Annotated in this window: 18 protein-coding genes, 1 tRNA gene, 3 pseudogenes and 1 other annotated feature; of the genes and pseudogenes, 5 read left to right on the top strand and 17 right to left on the bottom strand. The window is 45.8% G+C overall.

Annotated features, from left to right (window positions below; all coding sequences use genetic code 11):
• The first annotated feature begins 4 nt into the window (after positions 1–4).
• Positions 5–1,211: pseudogene (locus KF839_RS07895) on the top strand (IS3 family transposase).
• Positions 283–399, top strand: a sequence feature (AL1L pseudoknot). It overlaps the preceding pseudogene by 117 nt.
• Before the next feature lie 333 nt (positions 1,212–1,544).
• Here the strand turns inward: KF839_RS07895 and KF839_RS14885 are convergent.
• From KF839_RS14885 to KF839_RS07870, 6 genes and pseudogenes are all read right to left on the bottom strand, one after another.
• Positions 1,545–1,709 (bottom strand): annotated as a pseudogene (locus KF839_RS14885) (IS1595 family transposase); the annotation flags it as partial.
• A 49-nt stretch (positions 1,710–1,758) separates the two neighbouring features.
• A pseudogene (locus KF839_RS14880) lies at positions 1,759–1,980 on the bottom strand (IS1595 family transposase); the annotation flags it as partial.
• Positions 1,981–2,179: 199 nt separating this feature from the next.
• Entirely contained in the window at positions 2,180–2,494 is a 315-nt protein-coding gene (locus KF839_RS07885) for a helix-turn-helix domain-containing protein (RefSeq protein WP_108698661.1), read from the bottom strand.
• Positions 2,481–2,861: a type II toxin-antitoxin system RelE/ParE family toxin gene (locus tag KF839_RS07880; protein ID WP_292917296.1), complete on the bottom strand. Its 381-nt coding sequence runs from the start codon at positions 2,859–2,861 to the stop codon at positions 2,481–2,483. The genes KF839_RS07885 and KF839_RS07880 overlap by 14 nt, the downstream gene beginning before the upstream one ends.
• Positions 2,862–3,198: 337 nt before the next feature.
• Positions 3,199–4,307, bottom strand: a protein-coding gene (locus KF839_RS07875; RefSeq protein ID WP_416362357.1) for an IS3 family transposase whose coding sequence is annotated in 2 segments (ribosomal slippage) — positions 3,199–4,046 and positions 4,046–4,307 — 1,110 coding nt in all. Because the reading frame shifts where the segments join, the coding sequence is not laid out codon by codon here.
• Between the two features lie 121 nt (positions 4,308–4,428).
• Positions 4,429–5,775 carry a hypothetical protein gene (locus tag KF839_RS07870; protein WP_292917294.1) on the bottom strand — a complete coding sequence of 449 codons (1,347 nt, stop codon included), beginning with the start codon at positions 5,773–5,775 and terminating at the stop codon, positions 4,429–4,431.
• Positions 5,776–5,984: 209 nt separating this feature from the next.
• On the opposite strand from KF839_RS07870, the gene KF839_RS07865 reads away from it, so the two are divergent.
• On the top strand, positions 5,985–6,515 hold the full coding sequence (locus KF839_RS07865; RefSeq protein ID WP_292917293.1) for a Slp family lipoprotein: 531 nt from the start codon (positions 5,985–5,987) through the stop codon (positions 6,513–6,515).
• Positions 6,516–6,528: 13 nt separating this feature from the next.
• Here KF839_RS07865 and KF839_RS07860 read toward each other — a convergent pair whose 3' ends face one another.
• Complete coding sequence (locus KF839_RS07860) at positions 6,529–7,272, bottom strand: GGDEF domain-containing protein (RefSeq protein ID WP_292917292.1); 744 nt, start codon at positions 7,270–7,272, stop codon at positions 6,529–6,531.
• Positions 7,273–7,281: 9 nt separating this feature from the next.
• Positions 7,282–7,614 carry a hypothetical protein gene (locus KF839_RS07855; RefSeq protein WP_292917291.1) on the bottom strand — a complete coding sequence of 111 codons (333 nt, stop codon included), beginning with the start codon at positions 7,612–7,614 and terminating at the stop codon, positions 7,282–7,284.
• Between the two features lie 195 nt (positions 7,615–7,809).
• On the opposite strand from KF839_RS07855, the gene KF839_RS07850 reads away from it, so the two are divergent.
• Both KF839_RS07850 and KF839_RS07845 read left to right on the top strand, forming a co-directional pair.
• On the top strand, positions 7,810–8,112 hold the full coding sequence (locus KF839_RS07850; RefSeq protein ID WP_292917290.1) for an antibiotic biosynthesis monooxygenase: 303 nt from the start codon (positions 7,810–7,812) through the stop codon (positions 8,110–8,112).
• A complete protein-coding gene (locus KF839_RS07845; RefSeq protein ID WP_292917289.1) occupies positions 8,112–9,296 on the top strand; it encodes an iron-containing alcohol dehydrogenase in 1,185 nt (394 codons plus the stop codon). Before KF839_RS07850 ends, KF839_RS07845 begins: the two co-directional genes overlap by 1 nt.
• A gap of 64 nt (positions 9,297–9,360) precedes the next feature.
• On the opposite strand, the gene KF839_RS07840 is transcribed toward KF839_RS07845, so the two are convergent.
• The 5 genes from KF839_RS07840 to aroQ all read right to left on the bottom strand — a co-directional run bounded on the left by KF839_RS07840 (position 9,361) and on the right by aroQ (position 13,650).
• Positions 9,361–10,167, bottom strand: a complete 807-nt coding sequence (locus KF839_RS07840; RefSeq protein WP_292917288.1) for a zinc-ribbon and DUF3426 domain-containing protein — start codon at positions 10,165–10,167, stop codon at positions 9,361–9,363.
• 97 nt (positions 10,168–10,264) lie between these two features.
• Positions 10,265–11,182 (bottom strand): 50S ribosomal protein L11 methyltransferase, encoded by a 918-nt coding sequence (gene prmA / locus KF839_RS07835; protein ID WP_292917287.1) that lies wholly within the window; start codon positions 11,180–11,182, stop codon positions 10,265–10,267.
• 35 nt (positions 11,183–11,217) lie between these two features.
• Positions 11,218–12,573, bottom strand: coding sequence for an acetyl-CoA carboxylase biotin carboxylase subunit (accC, locus tag KF839_RS07830; protein ID WP_292917286.1), 1,356 nt, complete (start codon positions 12,571–12,573; stop codon positions 11,218–11,220).
• Positions 12,574–12,597: 24 nt separating this feature from the next.
• Positions 12,598–13,080, bottom strand: a complete 483-nt coding sequence (gene accB, locus KF839_RS07825) for an acetyl-CoA carboxylase biotin carboxyl carrier protein (RefSeq protein WP_292917285.1) — start codon at positions 13,078–13,080, stop codon at positions 12,598–12,600.
• Between the two features lie 114 nt (positions 13,081–13,194).
• Positions 13,195–13,650 (bottom strand): type II 3-dehydroquinate dehydratase, encoded by a 456-nt coding sequence (gene aroQ, locus KF839_RS07820; protein ID WP_292917284.1) that lies wholly within the window; start codon positions 13,648–13,650, stop codon positions 13,195–13,197.
• A 225-nt stretch (positions 13,651–13,875) separates the two neighbouring features.
• Here aroQ and KF839_RS07815 point away from each other — a divergent pair.
• Positions 13,876–13,951, top strand: a tRNA-Thr gene (locus KF839_RS07815).
• A gap of 293 nt (positions 13,952–14,244) precedes the next feature.
• On the opposite strand, the gene KF839_RS07810 is transcribed toward KF839_RS07815, so the two are convergent.
• From KF839_RS07810 to KF839_RS07795, 4 genes are read right to left on the bottom strand one after another with little or no spacing between them, the layout of a single operon-like run.
• Entirely contained in the window at positions 14,245–14,790 is a 546-nt protein-coding gene (locus KF839_RS07810) for a 3'-5' exonuclease (RefSeq protein WP_292917283.1), read from the bottom strand.
• Positions 14,787–15,962 (bottom strand): hypothetical protein, encoded by a 1,176-nt coding sequence (locus KF839_RS07805; RefSeq protein WP_292917282.1) that lies wholly within the window; start codon positions 15,960–15,962, stop codon positions 14,787–14,789. Before KF839_RS07805 ends, KF839_RS07810 begins: the two co-directional genes overlap by 4 nt.
• Positions 15,962–16,858, bottom strand: coding sequence for an AAA family ATPase (locus KF839_RS07800; protein WP_292917281.1), 897 nt, complete (start codon positions 16,856–16,858; stop codon positions 15,962–15,964). Before KF839_RS07800 ends, KF839_RS07805 begins: the two co-directional genes overlap by 1 nt.
• Entirely contained in the window at positions 16,855–17,349 is a 495-nt protein-coding gene (locus tag KF839_RS07795; protein WP_292917280.1) for an HORMA-1 domain-containing protein, read from the bottom strand. Before KF839_RS07795 ends, KF839_RS07800 begins: the two co-directional genes overlap by 4 nt.

Here is a 17,349-nt window from a genome sequence, read left to right as displayed (position 1 = left end):
AAAGATGAAAGATCAAATCAGTTATTCACCGGAAGTACGGGAACGAGCGGTAAGATTGGTATTTGAGCAGCAAAAAGAGCATGAATCGCAATGGTCGGCAATCAAATCGATTGCATCGAAGATTGGCTGCACAGCAGAGACATTGCGGACCTGGGTAAGAAGAGCGGAAGCGGATCAGGGAATTCGGGGAGGTATGTCGACATCGGATCGTGAACGGCTCAAGGAATTGGAACGGGAGAACCGGGAATTAAAGCGTGCTAACGAAATATTGCGTAAGGCATCGGCTTATTTTGCGCAGGCGGAGCTCGACCGCCGATCGAAATGATGGTGGTATTTGTCGAAAAAAACAAGGCGGAATACGGGGTCGAGCCAATCTGCAGACAAATACAGATTGCCCCATCGAGTTATTACGAAAATAAAAGGCGTGGGCGAGATCCGGATTTGTTGCCCGATCGCATCAAGCGGGACATGAAGCTAGAACTGGAAATACAGCGGGTTGGGAAAGCAACTTTCGGGTTTATGGCGCCCGTATGGCAACGATTGTTGCGAGAAGGCATTGGTGCTGCTCGCTGCACAGTCGAGCGATTGATGAAGCACCTTGGGATACAAGGTATCCGGCGCGGCAAGAAATGTTGGACGACTGTTGCGGATGATTCACTCTATCGGCCAACCGACAAGGTTAACCGGCAATTTACAGCAACCCGACCCAATCAATTGTGGGTGGCAGATATTACCTATGTTGCAACGTGGTCGGGATTTGTTTATGTGGCTTTCCTCATCGATGTTTTTGCCCGTTATATTGTTGGTTGGCGTGTTAGCCGGTCATTGCAAACCGGGGTCGTCTGTTGACAGAACAGGCATTGGGCGCGTCGAGAGTAAGGAATTAATTCATCACAGCGACCGCGGCTGCCAATATTCATCGATTCACTTCCTTACGGAACGTGAAGCCAATATTGAAGCTTCTGTTGGCAGTGTCGAAGATTCTTTATGACAATGCACTGGCCGAAACAATTAACTTAGTTATTCAAGACTTCAAGGTTATTCGGCATCGCGGCCCTTGGCGTAATATCGACGATGTGGAGTTTGCCACTTTGGAATGGGTGGATTGGTTTAACAATCGCCGATTACTGGAACCGATCGGAAATATTCCGCCAGCAGAATTTGAAATGGCATATTATCGACAACCAGGGGAGTCAACCGACACGGTTTGACTCAAGACAAATAGTCTCCGGAAAACCCGGGGCGATTCAGCTAACCGATAATGCTTATCAGTCTTAAGTCTCAGACAAGTCGAGGTTGCTTCGAAACTTTCATTTCACGCCGGTTATGAACATGCACACCGTCGAAGGAAATTTACACCGACCGTGGCTACCGGCGTCACGGACTGACAGAGGGAGTCAAGGTATGGATTACAGGTGCCAGGCGAACAGTGATGTTAGCAATCAAAAAGAAAATCAAACAGCGCAATACAGTGGAGCCAATGATTCAGGCACATGAAGAATAATGGGCTTTTTGGAAAAAACTTGGGATTGTAGTAGATCCGGTTAAATCTGAGTCCAAAGTTTAAGTACTTTTAGTTGTTGTTTAAGAGTTCCATAGTTGAGTCTGAATTCGCATTATTTGAGAAATAGTGGAAATGATCCTTTAGGAATACCATTGTATTTTCTTAAGACGCATTTAGTCTGATTCCAGAAGTTTTCAATGCCGTTGTAGCCTAATGGAATGGACACCCATTACCCTAAACGACATCTAAGTGCCAAAGTAGCTTTCATCTAATTCCACCACACCATCAAAAATTTCGTGAGATTCCTGCTCCAGATGGTAAACAATTACTTCCCGTATTTTGCGATAAAACAGTGCTGCACTATTGAGTTATATTTCCAGTATATCGGCTACCGATCTTGCTGTAACCTCCAACACAAAATACTCCAGCAGCCTTGATTGTATTTTCTTCAATAATCCACAATGACTTATCTTCATTCAATTAGCTTAGCATCTAAACTAATCTACTACAGGCCCCAAAACTTTCTCAAAAGCGCTGCAGGTGATGTCATGTAACATGCCATATCGTAAACGAGTAGGCAAGCTTGCATTCGGTTGCAGGAAATATTCTGGTCCTTGGTATTGAACACTACCGCGCAAGCACATAGATTGCTGCAAAAGAAGGAAATTAACCCACTCAGACGACAGCTTCCAGACCGCGTTTCTGCACAAGATATAGCAACTTAAGAGCGGTGCCTGTTGGCCGTTTCTGTCCAATCTCCCATTTTTGTACTGTCGAAACACTAGTATTTAGTATGGCAGCAAACACCGCCTGACTGACACGTGTGGCTTCGCGAATTTGTTTTATCTGCTCCGGTCCTAACGATTCAATAGGCGGCAAGCACAATCGGTCGAATTCATGCAGCGTAACCTGATCCAGCACATCAGCCTTGTGTAAGCCCTTGGCCGTGTCATGTACAGCCTCGAGAATGGTTGATTTAGTTTTGCGCATCGCAGTTAATCTCCATTAATTCTCCCGCATGTTGTGCTTGATCGAGCGCCTGTGTTGTCAGTGACAGCAGGTGAGCAGCCAACAGCTTTAGGGCTACCTCTTCATCTTTGTCAATGTTGCTACGTTCGTTCTTCGGAAAACCAAATAAGAATATCCAACGGTTTCCTTTATTGGTGGCGACCAACGTGCGAAAACCGCTCCTCTTTCCTTGCCCTGGTCGCGCAATTCGTTTTTTCAGCAGTCCATTGCCGAGATCGGCATCATGCAGTCCCTCTGTCATCTCATGTACGGCTGCGCAAAGACTGGACGAGGTTAACCCTTGTTTGTTTGCCCAACGATCAAACCATCGCGTCTTATAAACGACCATCCTGTATCTATCCTAAATGAAATATAGCACTTAGTGATATATCTGACAAGCTGAAACCTATAACATATTCGTTTTTAATTGGAACAGATAAACCGAAAATCCTCTGTTAATCACAAAAAATGTTGCCCTAAATGTTGCCCAAACTATGCCAAAACATGCCAATTTATGCTTATCCTTAGGCAACATTACAATTATAACTAATTGATAAATATGACACCATCAATTTAAACTGCTGGTTCGAATCCCGCTTTCTCCGCCAGTTTAAGGTCTCATCCAGACCACTCAGGACCAACTAAGACCCATATAGAACAGGGTAATCCTCCCCAAATTAGAGGGATTAGGAAGTAGAATTTAACGTTGTTTTGGCTTGCGCCAGTTTCATGGCGGGTGTGATGCCGCCGATGGCCATATTAGGGCGTTCGTTATTGTAAGTCCATAGCCAGCTTGTAGCAGTGTTTTGTGCCTGTTCGATCGTGTCAAACGCATTCATTTCCAGCCATTCATGGCGAACGGTGCGGTTGTAACGCTCGACATAGGCATTTTGCTGAGGTTTACCGGGTTGTATGAATTCCAGCTGAATGCCGTTCTTTGCCGCCCAGGCAGCTAGCAAGCCACTGATGTATTCCGGCCCGTTATCACAGCGGAGCATATCAGGCTTGCCGCGCCATTCGATGATATGATCCAGACTGCGTACCACGCGTGCCGCCGGAAGCGAGAGATCAACCTCGATCCCCAGCCCCTCACGGTTAAAATCATCCAGCACATTGAATGTGCGGAATGACCTCCCGCTGCTGAGCTGATCTGCCATAAAATCCATCGACCATATGACATTGGGCTTGTCCGGAACCGCCAGAGGACACGGTTTGGCTCGTTTCAACCGCCTGCGCGACTTTATCCGCAGGTTCAACTCAAGCTCACAGTAAATCCGGTGAATCCGTTTGTGATTCCATGTAAACCCTTTCACATTGCGCAGATACAGAAAACACAAGCCGAAACCCCATCTTTTATGGGCATGTGTCAAACGGAGTAACCAGTCGGCAATGCGCTCGTTGTCCGCATTGCGTTTGCCCTCATAGCGATAGCACGTCTCGCTGATCCCGAAGATCGCGCAAGACTGGCGGATACTGATCTGTCGATCACAAACCGCCTGACGCGCCAGAGCCTTTCGTGGTGAGGGCCGCGCTACTTTTTTCCTAAAACATCCTTCAGAATCTCGTTTTGCATGCTCATCTCAGCATACATCCGTTTTAAGCGCCGGTTTTCTTCCTGCAAAACCTTCATCTCGGACATCATCGATGCATCCATTCCACCGTATTTACTGCGCCATTTGTAAAATGTCGCATTGCTCATGCCATGTTCACGACACAGCTCAGGTACCGGCACCCCTGCCTCTGCCTGTTTGAGTATCGCCATGATCTGGCTGTCACTGAATTTCGATTGCTTCATCGCAGAATCTCCTCTCCATAAAGTACTAGAAAATTCTACTTTTGACTCCTGTTATTTTCTGGGAGGATTACCATGTTGACCCATCCCAGCACATCGTGGGACTAAACACCTAGTATCCGGACTAATCCCGGATCTTTAACTGAAACCTCGGTGGCCGCTGCTGTGCCGATGACGACTGATGATTGAGTCCCAATACGGTGACGCGGTGCGCACTATTGAAACTGGGTGCGCCGTCTTGGTCACGCAGGATCGACGATACTTTATATTCCAGCCGGTGCGAATGCGGATCGAGGCGGATATCGTGAATCCAGATACCGGCGCGCTGCAGTCTTTGTTGTTCGCATTCGTTGGTCAAATCCCAGCCGGTCAGCATCGGAATGGCGTAATCGTAAGGTAATTCATCAATTTGAAAGGTTTGGGTACGGACTACGCCGTCGACGCTTTTGCGGCAAGTATCGGCTTTACCGTTGCGGGGATTCAGCGCCAGGAAATCCCCGCGCACTTTAATACTGCGGCCATGAATCAATGCCGCACGGGTTTTGATGCGATGGGTGCGGATGCCGTTGTCTTTGAAAATGGTCTGTGTAGCCCAATTCGGGTTTCCGGACTGATTGGGCGTGGCACTGGTTTGTGTTAGATTATAAGCCATTTGCAGCAACGGATAATCGACGCGATCATTCCATTTGCAAGGCAACCAACGCCATTCGCATTCAAAACGATTGGCAAATTCAAAACCGAAACCGCGCGGTATGATCGCCAACGCATCGTATCGCCGCACCATACCTTTATGACCGCTACTTTCCAGAGTAGCGACCGCACCTTGTTTTTCATCCTGTAGCATCGTCGCTTCAATCCCGGCGTTATCTTCATCGACGACTGCATCGACTTCGGCTGCACGATACCCGAACGCGGTAAAAAACACACAAAATTCAAAGGCATCGTTGCGATTTTGATCGTCCAGTTTGCCTTGCGCTTCGAATACCAAGAAGGTCGAGCCTGTGTTTTTCACCAGTTTGCTGCGGCTGATCTCGGCGCGCAATGAATTGACTTCACGATCCTGCTTCAAATAGCGTAGATCCCAGCCATTGAGCACCACGGTGCCGTTATCCACATAACCCGGCATCTCAAGCCACTGCGTGATGATTACCGGTTCTGCGCCGTTATCGCGCTGCATGCATTTGCTGCCTTCCAGCATAATAAATTTGCCGCGATCTTCAAAAACAGTTCTCGCTTCCGCTTTGAAAGTCAGTTGTTCAAAAGGGGTCGGCGCAGCCGCTTTCACAGCCGCATCCAGCACTTTCTTCTCCGGCATTTTACTGGCGCAAGCGGAAAGCAGCAGCGGAATTAACAATGCGAAAGCAATATGGAGACAGCGAATCATTCCACCCTCTATGATAAACGTCGCGATCATTCGTTGAAATTGACTGCCAATAATAACGAAATTGGCGATCAGTTTGTATTCTACCATTCCGGCATGACAGTATGATTGACCTTTTGGCGCCGGTTAATTAATAGGCCATACTGAACAATTCCATTCGATCTTATTATCGCTGTATGTCAAGAATTTGACCCCGCTAAGGATTGATGAATTGCACCCATGAATATGTGAGCACTATTTTGTTGAAATATTGAATTGTGACACCATTTACGAGTCATTGATCTTATCCGGGAGGCATCATGAAAATTCTCTTTTTATTACCCGTTTTGCTGCTTAGCGCCTGTGCCGGACTGCCGCCTTCCATCGCCAATGCACCGGCTACCGAGATTTCCTATCAACAAGTGAGTCTTGATGCGAATAGTTTCAAAGATGTTCCGGTGCGCTGGGGTGGCGTAATTATCGATGTCGATAATGAAGAACATAACAGTATGTTGCAAATCGTATTCTACCCGCTGGATTATACAGGCCGTCCGCAAACGTACAGGGCCGGTGAAGGCCGCTTCGTTGTAAAAAGCCAGGCATTTCTCGATCCTGCGGTATATGCCAAAGACAAAGAAATTACGATTGCCGGCATAATTGCCGGTGATACCGAATTGACAGTCGGCAAAAGAATCATCCGTGTTCCGCTGCTAAATGCTACAGCGATATATCTGTGGCCCAAAGTGTCAAATCACAATTACTATAACCCTTACTACGGACCCTACCCTTACTATCCCGGTTACTACCCATTCTATCGCGGAGGATTTTATGGACCTTTCTACCGGTGGTAATCACTAATAAAAATTAGAAGAAATCAATGGAACCACTTTCTTTTCTGTCATCAATGCAGCCACTCTCAAGTAAAGTCTCATAGAAATGTAGCTGATTCCTGCCATTGTGTTTTGCATAATAAAGCGCTTGATCAGCTCGCCCAAGAATTTCAGACGCTAAATGGTACATTTCACCAATCAAGGTTGCCCCAATGCTGACAGTGATCGCATTGATCTGCGGGAAACGATAGGCCTCAATTTTTGTGCGGAAACGCTCTAAAACTTGACAAGCCTCTTCTTTGCCAGGCGCAAGGAAAATCACCACGAATTCCTCTCCGCCGAAACGAAACAATAAATCTTTTGCGCGAAAATTCTGCTTCATCACATAAGAAAGTAACAATAAAACTTCATCCCCCATCACATGACCGAATTTATCGTTGATCGACTTGAAATTATCGATATCGATGATAGCGAGGCAAAATTTTTCCTTGCCAGTTTTAGGTCTCCTGCGATTCCGATTACTGGTGTCTTGATATTGACCAAGCTCGGAATTCAAAGTAAGCGAGCTGATTTTATTGATGTTCGCTTCAAATGTTTGACGATTCAATAAACCAGTCAATTTATCTTTCTGACTTTCATCCAATAAACTGCGGAAATTATGCGTAATGCTCAGCAAGCTTGTAATAATGAGCATCTCGCTCTCGGTGAGCATGTGCGGCAACTCAAAAGTCAACATACTCTCGATTTTATTACTGGCGGCCAGAACCGGATAAACCACTAGAAATTTCTAGGATTGTCCGTGAATATAAGGTTTCTTTGTTGTTTCTATCCAGAGCTGTGCCGATCTGATTTCATTCGGAATTATTATTTCCGACGTATAAATTTCTTGAGACTCTGAAAATCGCCGTTTACTGCCATCTTCAATCAGCCTGGTTGAATAAGTGGACAACCAGCATGTTTTGTTATCCGGATTCAGTTTATACATCGATATCTGATTGACTTTTAGTAACTCAGCCAGCGTTTTTAACAGGCTAAGCTCAAACAGCTCGATATCGCGAATCGTCGTTAAAGAGGCTAAGCGATTTAACAGAGAGGATGTGCCGACATTTTTATTGGACATGAAAATGCTTAAAAATTGACAGAACGAACACAAAATGTGATTTTACTTAATCGGTAAAACTTCAAAGCACTTAATAGACCCACTAATCCCATCGTATAAAAAATTTGTATAAGTAACCCACAATTCCTCGCTTGAAAAACAAAATTTAGATCGTAGTACAATAAGAATCATCCATTATTCGAAAAGGAATCGGCTATGTATGTAACAATCGTCTATGCATCCGTGAAGCCGGATAAAGTTGATGCGTTCAAGCATGCTTGTCGTTTAAATCATGAAAACTCAATTCGTGAATCAGGAAATATTCGATTTGATATCTTGCAATCCGCCACCGATCCGACCAAATTTGTTTTCTACGAAGCTTATAAAACTCAGCAAGATGCTGCAGCTCATAAAGAAACCGCGCATTACCTGACGTGGCGGGATACCGTCGCGGATTGGATGGCCGAGCCACGCCGAGGTGTGCCGTATCAAGGCTTGTTCCCGGAGATAGTCGATTGATGTTTAATTTTTCCGTTGCACGGCTACCACGCATCGAATTCGGTTGCGGAACCATCAAAAAATTACCGGATATTCTATCCAGCTACGGCTTACACGTTTTACTGGTAACCGGTGCGCGTTCATTCGTCAACACCGACGGCTGGAACATCTTGCTCAGTGAACTTAGGCAACGATCCATTATCTGGCAGCATTGCACGATTGCCGAAGAGCCATCCCCGGGATTAATCGACGAACTGGTTAAACAATATGCTGCCGATTCTTTTGATGCTGTCGCCGGTATCGGTGGCGGTAGCACGCTGGATGCCGCCAAGGCCGTAGCAGGATTGCTGAAAATACAACGTTCCGTAATGGATTATTTGGAAGGCGTCGGCCCCGAGTTAACATACCAGGGCCCTGCCATACCATTCATCGCCGTACCCACAACCGCCGGAACCGGTAGTGAAGCCACAAAAAATGCGGTACTCAGCGTACAAGGTGAGAACGGTTTCAAAAAATCATTCCGTCACGACAAACTGGTTGCTGAATATGCCATCGTCGATCCCGATTTGCTGTCCAGTTGTCCTCCCGGCGTAATTGCCGCCAACGGTATGGATGCAGTAACGCAACTGCTGGAATCATATGTATCCACCAAATCTAACGCGTTTACCGATGCGCTTGCGATCAGCGGTCTGCAAGCCGCACGTAATGCATTAATGCCGTTATATCACCAACAGGGCGAACTAGCGCAACATCGCGAGAAAATGGCCTATGCTGCACTGCTCTCGGGGATTACTTTGGCGCAAGTCGGTTTAGGCTCGGTGCATGGCTTAGCTTCCCCGCTCGGTGCTTTTTATCCGATTCCGCACGGCGTTGTTTGCGGCACCTTGGTTGCAGCAGCGACACAGGTGAATATTGAAGCAATGCTCGCTCGAGACCCTGGTAATCAAGCGCTGGCAAAATATTTGCATGTCGCCGAGATATTGTGTGAAAAGCGATTTATCGATCCCGATGCCGCTTTTAACGCTTTGGTTGCTCAACTGACACAATGGACCAACGAGCTTAATTTGCCACGGCTGTCGCATTATGGATTGCAACCAGCCAATCTCAATAAAGTCATTGCCAATTGCCGCGGTAACAGTATGAAAACCAATCCGATTGTGCTCGACGATCACGAAATCCATCAGCTATTGCTGGCACGCTTATAATGGCAAAAAATGCGAATATTATTGCAGTAATTTGATGTCACGCTGCATAACTTCCGGCATACTTTCAAAGATATAGTAACAATAAGCGATACCCTAATGCACTTAATTCCGTGCTATCGAAATCCAGGCGTATTTCAATATCCTGGTGCGGCGCAATAAATAATCGCTGCCTATCTTCTTCTTGCAAATAATCATCCGCCGTAAAAATACGGCTGGTTATGACATGTTGCTGGGCATCAAGCAATACGAGCTGTAATGCCGGAAAAGCTTGCGGAAACGATGCGAAATTATGAATGGTCGCATGCATGGTAGTAACTTCGGGTTCGCCGGCAGGGTTTTTCTGCAGATCCGACGATTCGATGCCAATTTGGCGAATATCTTGCGAATAAGGAATCGTACACTTAAGCAATGCGCAATATTGCTCCAAATACGGTCTGGAATATGGTGCAATCACCGTCAATTCCGTCCGGTAATGATGCGTTATTTGCCCAACCAGCAACAGCAGTAGCAGAATGTTCGCAATCCGCAGCATTGGCGATGATCGTTTGGCCTGTTCTCCATCGTCAAACAATGAATCGGGTGACTCCGGTGCATCGGGTTCACTTGCAGGAGCGGGTACCGGATGAATGGTTGCGTCTGAATCCGGACCGACGTCATGGTTCTCAGTGAATGATTCAGGTGCGACAGCAGGCTGCGACCGAACGGTAAGCGGATATTCGATGGTTGACTCGTGCGCGGTTATCAGTGTAGCGAAACCGTTAAATACCCGTTGGCATTGTCCGCAACGCAAATCGCCGCCATGTGCTTGCAATTGCGCCGCATGAACGCGAAAAGTAGTGCTGCAACTCGGACAGCAAGTTACCAATGCCATGTAAGACTCGTCATTTTGAACGGTTTGTTATTTAGTAACAGGTTATCGGAGTACATTCCAACCGAGGTTATTCCCAGATCAAGACAGGGGCATTATTTCACTTTTTGCTTCCGCTTAACAGCACCCAGCCTTCTTGCGATGTAACAGTGCGCATGTCAAACCACTGCTGATAGACTTGCTTGACCTCTTCAGCTTGCTCTTGAAGAATTCCTGACAACACAATCTTCCCTTTGGAGCGGACCGCACGCGCAAGTACCGGCGCCAGCAACATCAGCGGATTTGTTAAGATATTAGCGACAACGACATCAACAGGATCGCCCGATGATGCATCCGATCCCAGCGCATGTTGTGCTGTCACAAAGAGAAATTTTGAAGGGTCACATTGATTTCGCAATGCATTATCTTGACTGGCTTTAATAGCTTGCGGATCGATATCGATGCCGGTTACATGCGACGCGCCAAGTTTCAACGCTGCAATGGCGAGTATCCCGGAACCGCAGCCATAATCAATTACCTTATCGCCAAGATTCAGATTTTGATCCAGCCAACCAAGACATAATTGCGTAGTTGGATGACTGCCGGTGCCAAAAGCCAATCCGGGATCAAGAATCAAATTGACTGCCGCAGGATCCGGAGACGCATGCCAAGTCGGAACAATCCAGAGCCGATGAGAAATTTGAATCGGATCAAACTGCGATTGAGTCAGCCGCACCCAGTCTTGTTCCTCAATACATTCCACATGATAGTCAAGTTGCTCGCCATCAGGCATGAGACTCGATATGTTCTGAAAAATCCCGGCGATATCCGCCGTTCGCTCGAATAGCGCTGAAACTTCCGCATTCTGCCAGATTTCACCACTTGGCTCGCCCGGTTCGCCGAACAGCATTTGCTCATCTTGAGTATCGGCTGCGGCATCGTGAATATCGACCGACAACGCACCCTGGTTCAACAATGCATCGCTTAGCACCTCGGCATGTTCGGCATCCGCTTTGATAATCAGCGTAATCCAGGACATGCTTTAGTGAGTATGGATAAAATCAAATTCGCGCCCTAATCGGTTTTATTATGCAGCGCCAGTTTTTGTTCCAAATAATGAATCGAGAAACCGCCACTCAAGAATGTTGCATCGTTAAGTAAATCCCGATGCAATGGAATATTGGTTTTTATGCCGGTCACGACCATTTCCGACAATGCGATCCGCATACGCGCAATGGCTTGCTCGCGGGTATCGCCATAGGTAATAATTTTCCCGATCATCGAATCATAGTATGGCGGCACCATATAATTATGGTACACATGCGAATCAACCCGAACCCCGGGACCACCCGGTGCATGGTATTGCGTAATGCGTCCGGCGGAAGGTGTTAATTTATAGGCATCTTCCGCATTGATGCGGCACTCGATGGCATGTCCCTTAAATATAATATCTTTCTGGCTAAAAGGCAGCGCTAGGCCGGCAGCCACATTGATTTGCGCTTGTACTAAATCGATACCGGTAATTGCTTCTGTAACCGGATGTTCAACTTGTAAACGAGTATTCATTTCAATGAAATAAAACTCATTGTTTTCAAATAAGAATTCGAATGTACCGACACCACGGTATTTGATACGGCGACAAGCATCGGCGCAACGTTCACCGATTTTATTGCGTAATTTCTCCGGTATACCTGGTGCAGGTGCCTCTTCAAGAATTTTCTGATGCCGCCGCTGCATCGAGCAATCCCTTTCACCCAAATGCACTGCGTTACCGTGCGCGTCAATCAATAATTGAAATTCAATATGCCGGGGATTTTCCAGATACTTCTCTGCATAAACTGTCGGATTTCCAAACGCAGCTTGCGCTTCATTGCGTGTCATGATGACCGCATTCGACAATGCAGCTTCAGTATGCACGACCCGCATGCCTCGTCCGCCACCGCCACCCGCGGCTTTAAGAATAACGGGATAACCGATTTCCTTGACGATCCTTTTTACTTCATCGATGTTTTCCGGCAACGCGCCATCGGAACCAGGTACACACGGTACTCCGGCATTTTTCATGGCATTTTTCGCGCTGACTTTATCACCCATCAAGCGAATCGTTTCAGGTCGGGGGCCGATAAAAACAAACCCGCTTTTCTCAACTCTTTCCGCAAAATCAGCATTTTCCGATAAAAAACCATAGCCGGGATGAATCGCCTCGGCATCGGTCACTTCGGCAGCGCTAATGATGGCAGGAATATTGAGGTAACTCTGCGCTACTGGTGCAGGGCCAATACAAACCGATTCATCGGCTAACATTACGTACTTGGCTTCCGCATCCGCCTCGGAATGCACCGCGACCGTTTTGATACCCATCGCTCGGCACGCGCGCTGAATCCGCAATGCGATTTCGCCTCGATTCGCTATAAGAATTTTCTCAAACATGGTTATCTGATCTCTCTCAGATAATTATTCGATAATAAAGAGAGGTTCACCGTATTCAACGGGTTGCCCATTTTCAGGTAGAATCGCTTTAATCACACCGTTCTTATCCGATTCAATTTCATTCAACAACTTCATTGCTTCAATAATACACAGCGTATCGCCTACTTTGACACTTTGACCAACTTCCACGAACGGATTTGCGCCCGGTGAAGCAGCCCGGTAAAACGTTCCGACCATCGGGGATTTGACAATGTGGCCATCCAATACCGCTTTTGCAGTGGAGGCTGCTCCATCGAAAGCATCATTATTTCCAACAGTTGCATTCGGCGCGGCTTGTGGCGTGACTTGCATCATGGTCGGCATGGCTTGCGGCATAATGGCATAGTTCGGTGTTCCGGAGCCTGGTTTGCTGATCCGTACCTTTTCCTCACCCTCGGTGATTTCCAGCTCGGCAATACTCGATTCTTCAACCAGCTCAATGAGCTTCTTTAGCTTTCTTAGATCCATATTCAATCTCCCGAGGTGGCGCCTCGCTTCAAGGTCGTTTTATCAAAAAATTAATTCTTAGTGAAAAAAACGCAACATCATGATATTGCGGAAGGAAAAAGTTTATAAAACCGGTCAGTAGGATGTCATGGCATATTCCAATGCCAACTCATACCCTTTAGCACCCAAACCACTGATAACGCCAATCGCCAAATCCGAGAAGTACGAATGGTGCCGAAAGGATTCGCGAGAAAAGATATTTGATAAATGCACTTCGATAAAAGGTAATTTTACCGCCGCAATCGCATCACGCAACGCAACACTGGTATGCGTGTAAGCCGCCGGATTGATAATAATAAAATCAGTTCCGTCATGCATTGTCAGATGTATTCTATCAATCAAAGCCGATTCCGCATTATGTTGAAAGAAATCCAGCTTAATGTCGCTATTTTCGGTTAAATTGCTTAATTTTCTGTTAATATCTCGCAGAGTAATTCCACCATAAATCTCCGGTTCACGTACCCCTAATAGATTCAAATTGGGTCCATGAATGATCAAGATATTTTTTATTTTAGCTTTCTTAGAATCCATTTGTGAATTATGGACTGTTATAGCTAAATTGTACAGGTTTTTGACGAAAATCGCCGAACTTAGGCGAAAATTGTCAGAAAAATATTGAATCTGGCTTTTCTAAAATAAACTTCATAACGAGTTAGAGTTTATTAAGTTTACATCACACAGGCTATAGAAAGCTGTTCTTTACATTTGCCCGCAATTCCCCAACCATCTATAATAGCCAGCTTCGTTTTGCCCAATGCTGTTGTAGCTCAGTTGGTAGAGCAACTGATTCGTAATCAGTAGGTCGGAGGTTCGACTCCTCTCAACAGCACCAAAAATTCAATAAGTTACATCAAATAACAACAAAATATTTTATTTGTGTAGACTCTATGTAGACAACAAATCAGATATAAAAGGCAGTTAAAAAATTGCTTTAGAAAATCTAACTACAGAGCAAATCAAACTTGCAATCAGAAGGGCCCGAGTTTGATTTTTAGTGTCTGCAACATAAAAACAATAACTTGCATTCTGTAAGGAAATTAGTTTGAAGAAAAAAAACGAAAATTTGTGTTAGGTATGTTAGTTAAACATACGATTGATGGAGCTAAAATCGATTAAAATTTATAATCAAAAATGAGCAGATAGAATTAGACGGAATAGTTCAGCCTGATAACGTGCATCTTGCAGTGCATCATGTGTGCTGGTTAATTTGGGATGGAGATTGGCTGCGATTTGGCTTGATTTGGTTTGATTCCATGAGCACTTGGAAAATCCCATGTATAACGATTTAATATCCAACGCAGAAAAACCAAAGGGGTTTTCGCCAATGTAACGATGAAAATAGTAGTTGATGAAAGACCAATCAAACGCGGCGTTAAAGCCTACAAATATAGGAATGCCGTCGAAACCGATAACACGCATAATCCAGTCACGAAAATTTTGCATAGCCTCAACGGGCGTGCAGCCTTCTTTTTCCAATACATCCAATGAAAGACCTGTTACTGTCAGAGCCTCTGGAACTATATTGAGAGTAGTTGGTTTGATCTGACAAGTAAATGTCTCCTTATCATCAAATACAAGACAAGCGCCGATTGTTAGCAGGCTGTATTCCCCTGGAATGGGGCCTGCAGCTTCCACATCCACTGATATGAAAATTTCACGCTTAGAATTCATGGTATAAGTGGCTCCGTTGGGACTAAGGGAGGACGATTTTTAATGGCTTCCCAGTGCTTGCGAAAATCTTTTCGGCGCTCTTCTACGGTTCCAGTCGTTTTCCAGTGATGGCCAGAAAACGAGTTAATATCAAAAGGATGATCAGTGCCATCTTTTGCAAGGAGCATAGTTGGGAGACCTCGCCCGAGCGCATATCCCAATTCTAAGAAGCAATTTGGGCGGCAACCAGTTATGTCAGCGATGACAACGCTACTGCGATGGAGTTTAGCGAAGATTTCTTCATCGATTCTGGCGTAATCATATGCCTGGTTTCCGTCAATTACTGTCAGTTTATAACCAAGTTCATCTTCTACCACCGGCTGTACAACACTGTCAAAGAAATTCTGAATATCAGAATAATCTGGAATTGCAGGATTAAGTAGCCGAACAACGAAAGCCTTGGGTGGTGAAATATCCTCAAGTAGAGCAGTCATGTCGCGCACCCTTTCGGTAGCATCTTTACGGTTAGGAAAATCAATCCGGTTGATCCATGTATGCGGTGAAATGCCGCTTTCCGTTTGAAAAAGTCGCCGTGCATGGCTGCTTGATAGGCCATACTCGAAGATTCGCTGCGCACCGGTATTGGGTGGACAAAGTTTGAGATTCAAAGGAATAACGGGTTTGCCAGCATCGTGATACAGGTTGGCTAAAAATAACACCCCTTCGCCGCCGCCAACCGCGATCAGAATATCTCCACAACGAGCTTGAACTTCCATCCGTTTGCTATTCATGTTCCAATGCACCGCGCTTTCAATCTGGACTAGATCAGAGCCGCGTAACGTATCCCACAGGTGCTGATATTGCTCAGGAATCTGCTCTTCGTTCTTGTGGTGTTTGACGGCGATAATGAGTGGATTAGGTGCGCCAGTCGGACGACTCGCCAGATTCTTTTGGATGGTATCCCAGACTAGCCAATCAAAGCAGATTGGAAGGCCATCAGATTTCCGTGACTTCTCGGCATCGACAGGGATAACGAAATTGGCGCCCTTTCGCAGCAATTCCTTAACCAGGACTTCCACTAATTGTCGTGCATGTCCAACTTCCTCGGCAGATGCGTACTTTTCCTCCTCTTCCTTACTCGGAATGCTTCCTGCAATATGAATTCGACGCCCGAAAAGCGGTGATCTTGCCATTAGAAATCCTCCAAGATTGGCGATGGGCGCATATTTTTTGCAACTTCATGAAGATGTGTGAAGCTAAGCGGTTGATTAGGAAAAGCCGAAGCTAATGCCGCCGGATAAAGTCGAGTTCGAATATCTGAAAAAGTCCATCCGGGAGCTCCATTTTTTGGTCCTGTTACAGATGCTAACTCGGCTAACTGGCTTTCAGTAAGAGAAACTCCAGTCAGATCCATTTTCAATAATTCCCGCCGCTCCACTTCATTTGGTCGCAGGAACTCTTCTATTATTGCTGCTCGCCTTTGAAGAGCAGCATCAAGCACCGAAAGCCGGTTTGTGCAGAGAAATACGACTATCCTTCCACCAAATCGCCGTAAGTCGTCTATACATTGTATTAAGGTATTGACCGCAACCTTATCTTCATGATGACTATGTTCCTGTGAACGAGAAGCAGCCAGGGAATCTCCTTCATCAATAATTAATATTGCACGCCTGTTCTTTCCTGCTGATTGGATCACTTCTTGAAATGCCTGGGTCAATAAGGTGCCCATCTCACCAACTTTTCCACTTCCGCGCACCCTGTTGCTCAGTTTGAATAGCATAGAGTCCTCAGTGCCAGATTCTTTTGCTAAGCGATTGGCAATACACTCGGCGGTTGCCGTTTTTCCGGTGCCTACGTCGCCATAAAAGATCACCAACGGATATTGATCTGCTACAAGATCGCAGAGAGGAATACGTTGTCCGTGATGTTTTTTGCTCCAATCTGCCAGCTCATTAAGGTTGAGCAGTAAGCGTAGTTGATCATGGATTTTCTCGTAACGGGACTCAAATCCAAGCAGTGTTTTCTGCCGTGCCGCCAAGCTGCTATCGGGAAGAATTGTTTTATTGTCGAATATATTATTTTGGCTCATTTGCTGAAATCCTTACGCTGCATACCGTATGCGTTACTGACATAGTTCCGACCTGAAGTGGAATTGAGTGTTGAATGACTAGTGTCTACGTTGGAGGGAACCCAAGAAACACGAAGCTTCCCTTTCATTTTTGATCGCGCTAAGTCATTATATTCTGGAGTGTACATCAGAATTATTTGGAGATAAGGTAGGTTAACACGCGGCCAAAGCACGCCTCCAGGTCGGCTTGTAGTTAATGTGCCTGACTCTCTGTTGACGTCATAGCGCACCGCTTTTACTTCGCTATTTCCGCTAAATAAAGTCAAATCTACTGCACTTAGGTATCCGTTTTTTGCAAGAACTTCAATGTCATGCCCCCATTCGCGCGCTTTTTCTTCAGAAGCAGCGCCAGTGCTGCTAGCTATCATGACGATGTCAGCGGCAACTCTTCGCATAACGATTTCAATATCAGTGACTGAGTAAGTTTCAGTCGCAGTGCTTGAATAACTCAT

Source organism: Nitrosomonas sp., assembly GCF_019635155.1.
In the GTDB taxonomy this organism is placed as follows: domain Bacteria; phylum Pseudomonadota; class Gammaproteobacteria; order Burkholderiales; family Nitrosomonadaceae; genus Nitrosomonas.
This window is presented reverse-complemented; position numbering and strand designations above follow the sequence as displayed.

Excerpts from the sequence above, each read along its gene's own strand:
- KF839_RS07885 (WP_108698661.1), bottom strand. The coding sequence starts at position 2,494 with ATGCGCAAAACTAAATCAACCATTCTCGAGGCTGTACATGACACGGCC.
- KF839_RS07880 (WP_292917296.1), bottom strand. The coding sequence starts at position 2,861 with ATGGTCGTTTATAAGACGCGATGGTTTGATCGTTGGGCAAACAAACAA.
- KF839_RS07870 (WP_292917294.1), bottom strand. The coding sequence starts at position 5,775 with ATGGTAGAATACAAACTGATCGCCAATTTCGTTATTATTGGCAGTCAA.
- KF839_RS07865 (WP_292917293.1), top strand. The coding sequence starts at position 5,985 with ATGAAAATTCTCTTTTTATTACCCGTTTTGCTGCTTAGCGCCTGTGCC.
- KF839_RS07855 (WP_292917291.1), bottom strand. The coding sequence starts at position 7,614 with ATGTCCAATAAAAATGTCGGCACATCCTCTCTGTTAAATCGCTTAGCC.
- KF839_RS07850 (WP_292917290.1), top strand. The coding sequence starts at position 7,810 with ATGTATGTAACAATCGTCTATGCATCCGTGAAGCCGGATAAAGTTGAT.
- KF839_RS07845 (WP_292917289.1), top strand. The coding sequence starts at position 8,112 with ATGTTTAATTTTTCCGTTGCACGGCTACCACGCATCGAATTCGGTTGC.
- KF839_RS07840 (WP_292917288.1), bottom strand. The coding sequence starts at position 10,167 with ATGGCATTGGTAACTTGCTGTCCGAGTTGCAGCACTACTTTTCGCGTT.
- prmA (WP_292917287.1), bottom strand. The coding sequence starts at position 11,182 with ATGTCCTGGATTACGCTGATTATCAAAGCGGATGCCGAACATGCCGAG.
- accC (WP_292917286.1), bottom strand. The coding sequence starts at position 12,573 with ATGTTTGAGAAAATTCTTATAGCGAATCGAGGCGAAATCGCATTGCGG.
- accB (WP_292917285.1), bottom strand. The coding sequence starts at position 13,080 with ATGGATCTAAGAAAGCTAAAGAAGCTCATTGAGCTGGTTGAAGAATCG.
- aroQ (WP_292917284.1), bottom strand. The coding sequence starts at position 13,650 with ATGGATTCTAAGAAAGCTAAAATAAAAAATATCTTGATCATTCATGGA.
- KF839_RS07810 (WP_292917283.1), bottom strand. The coding sequence starts at position 14,790 with ATGAATTCTAAGCGTGAAATTTTCATATCAGTGGATGTGGAAGCTGCA.
- KF839_RS07805 (WP_292917282.1), bottom strand. The coding sequence starts at position 15,962 with ATGGCAAGATCACCGCTTTTCGGGCGTCGAATTCATATTGCAGGAAGC.
- KF839_RS07800 (WP_292917281.1), bottom strand. The coding sequence starts at position 16,858 with ATGAGCCAAAATAATATATTCGACAATAAAACAATTCTTCCCGATAGC.
- KF839_RS07795 (WP_292917280.1), bottom strand. The coding sequence starts at position 17,349 with ATGAGTTATTCAAGCACTGCGACTGAAACTTACTCAGTCACTGATATT.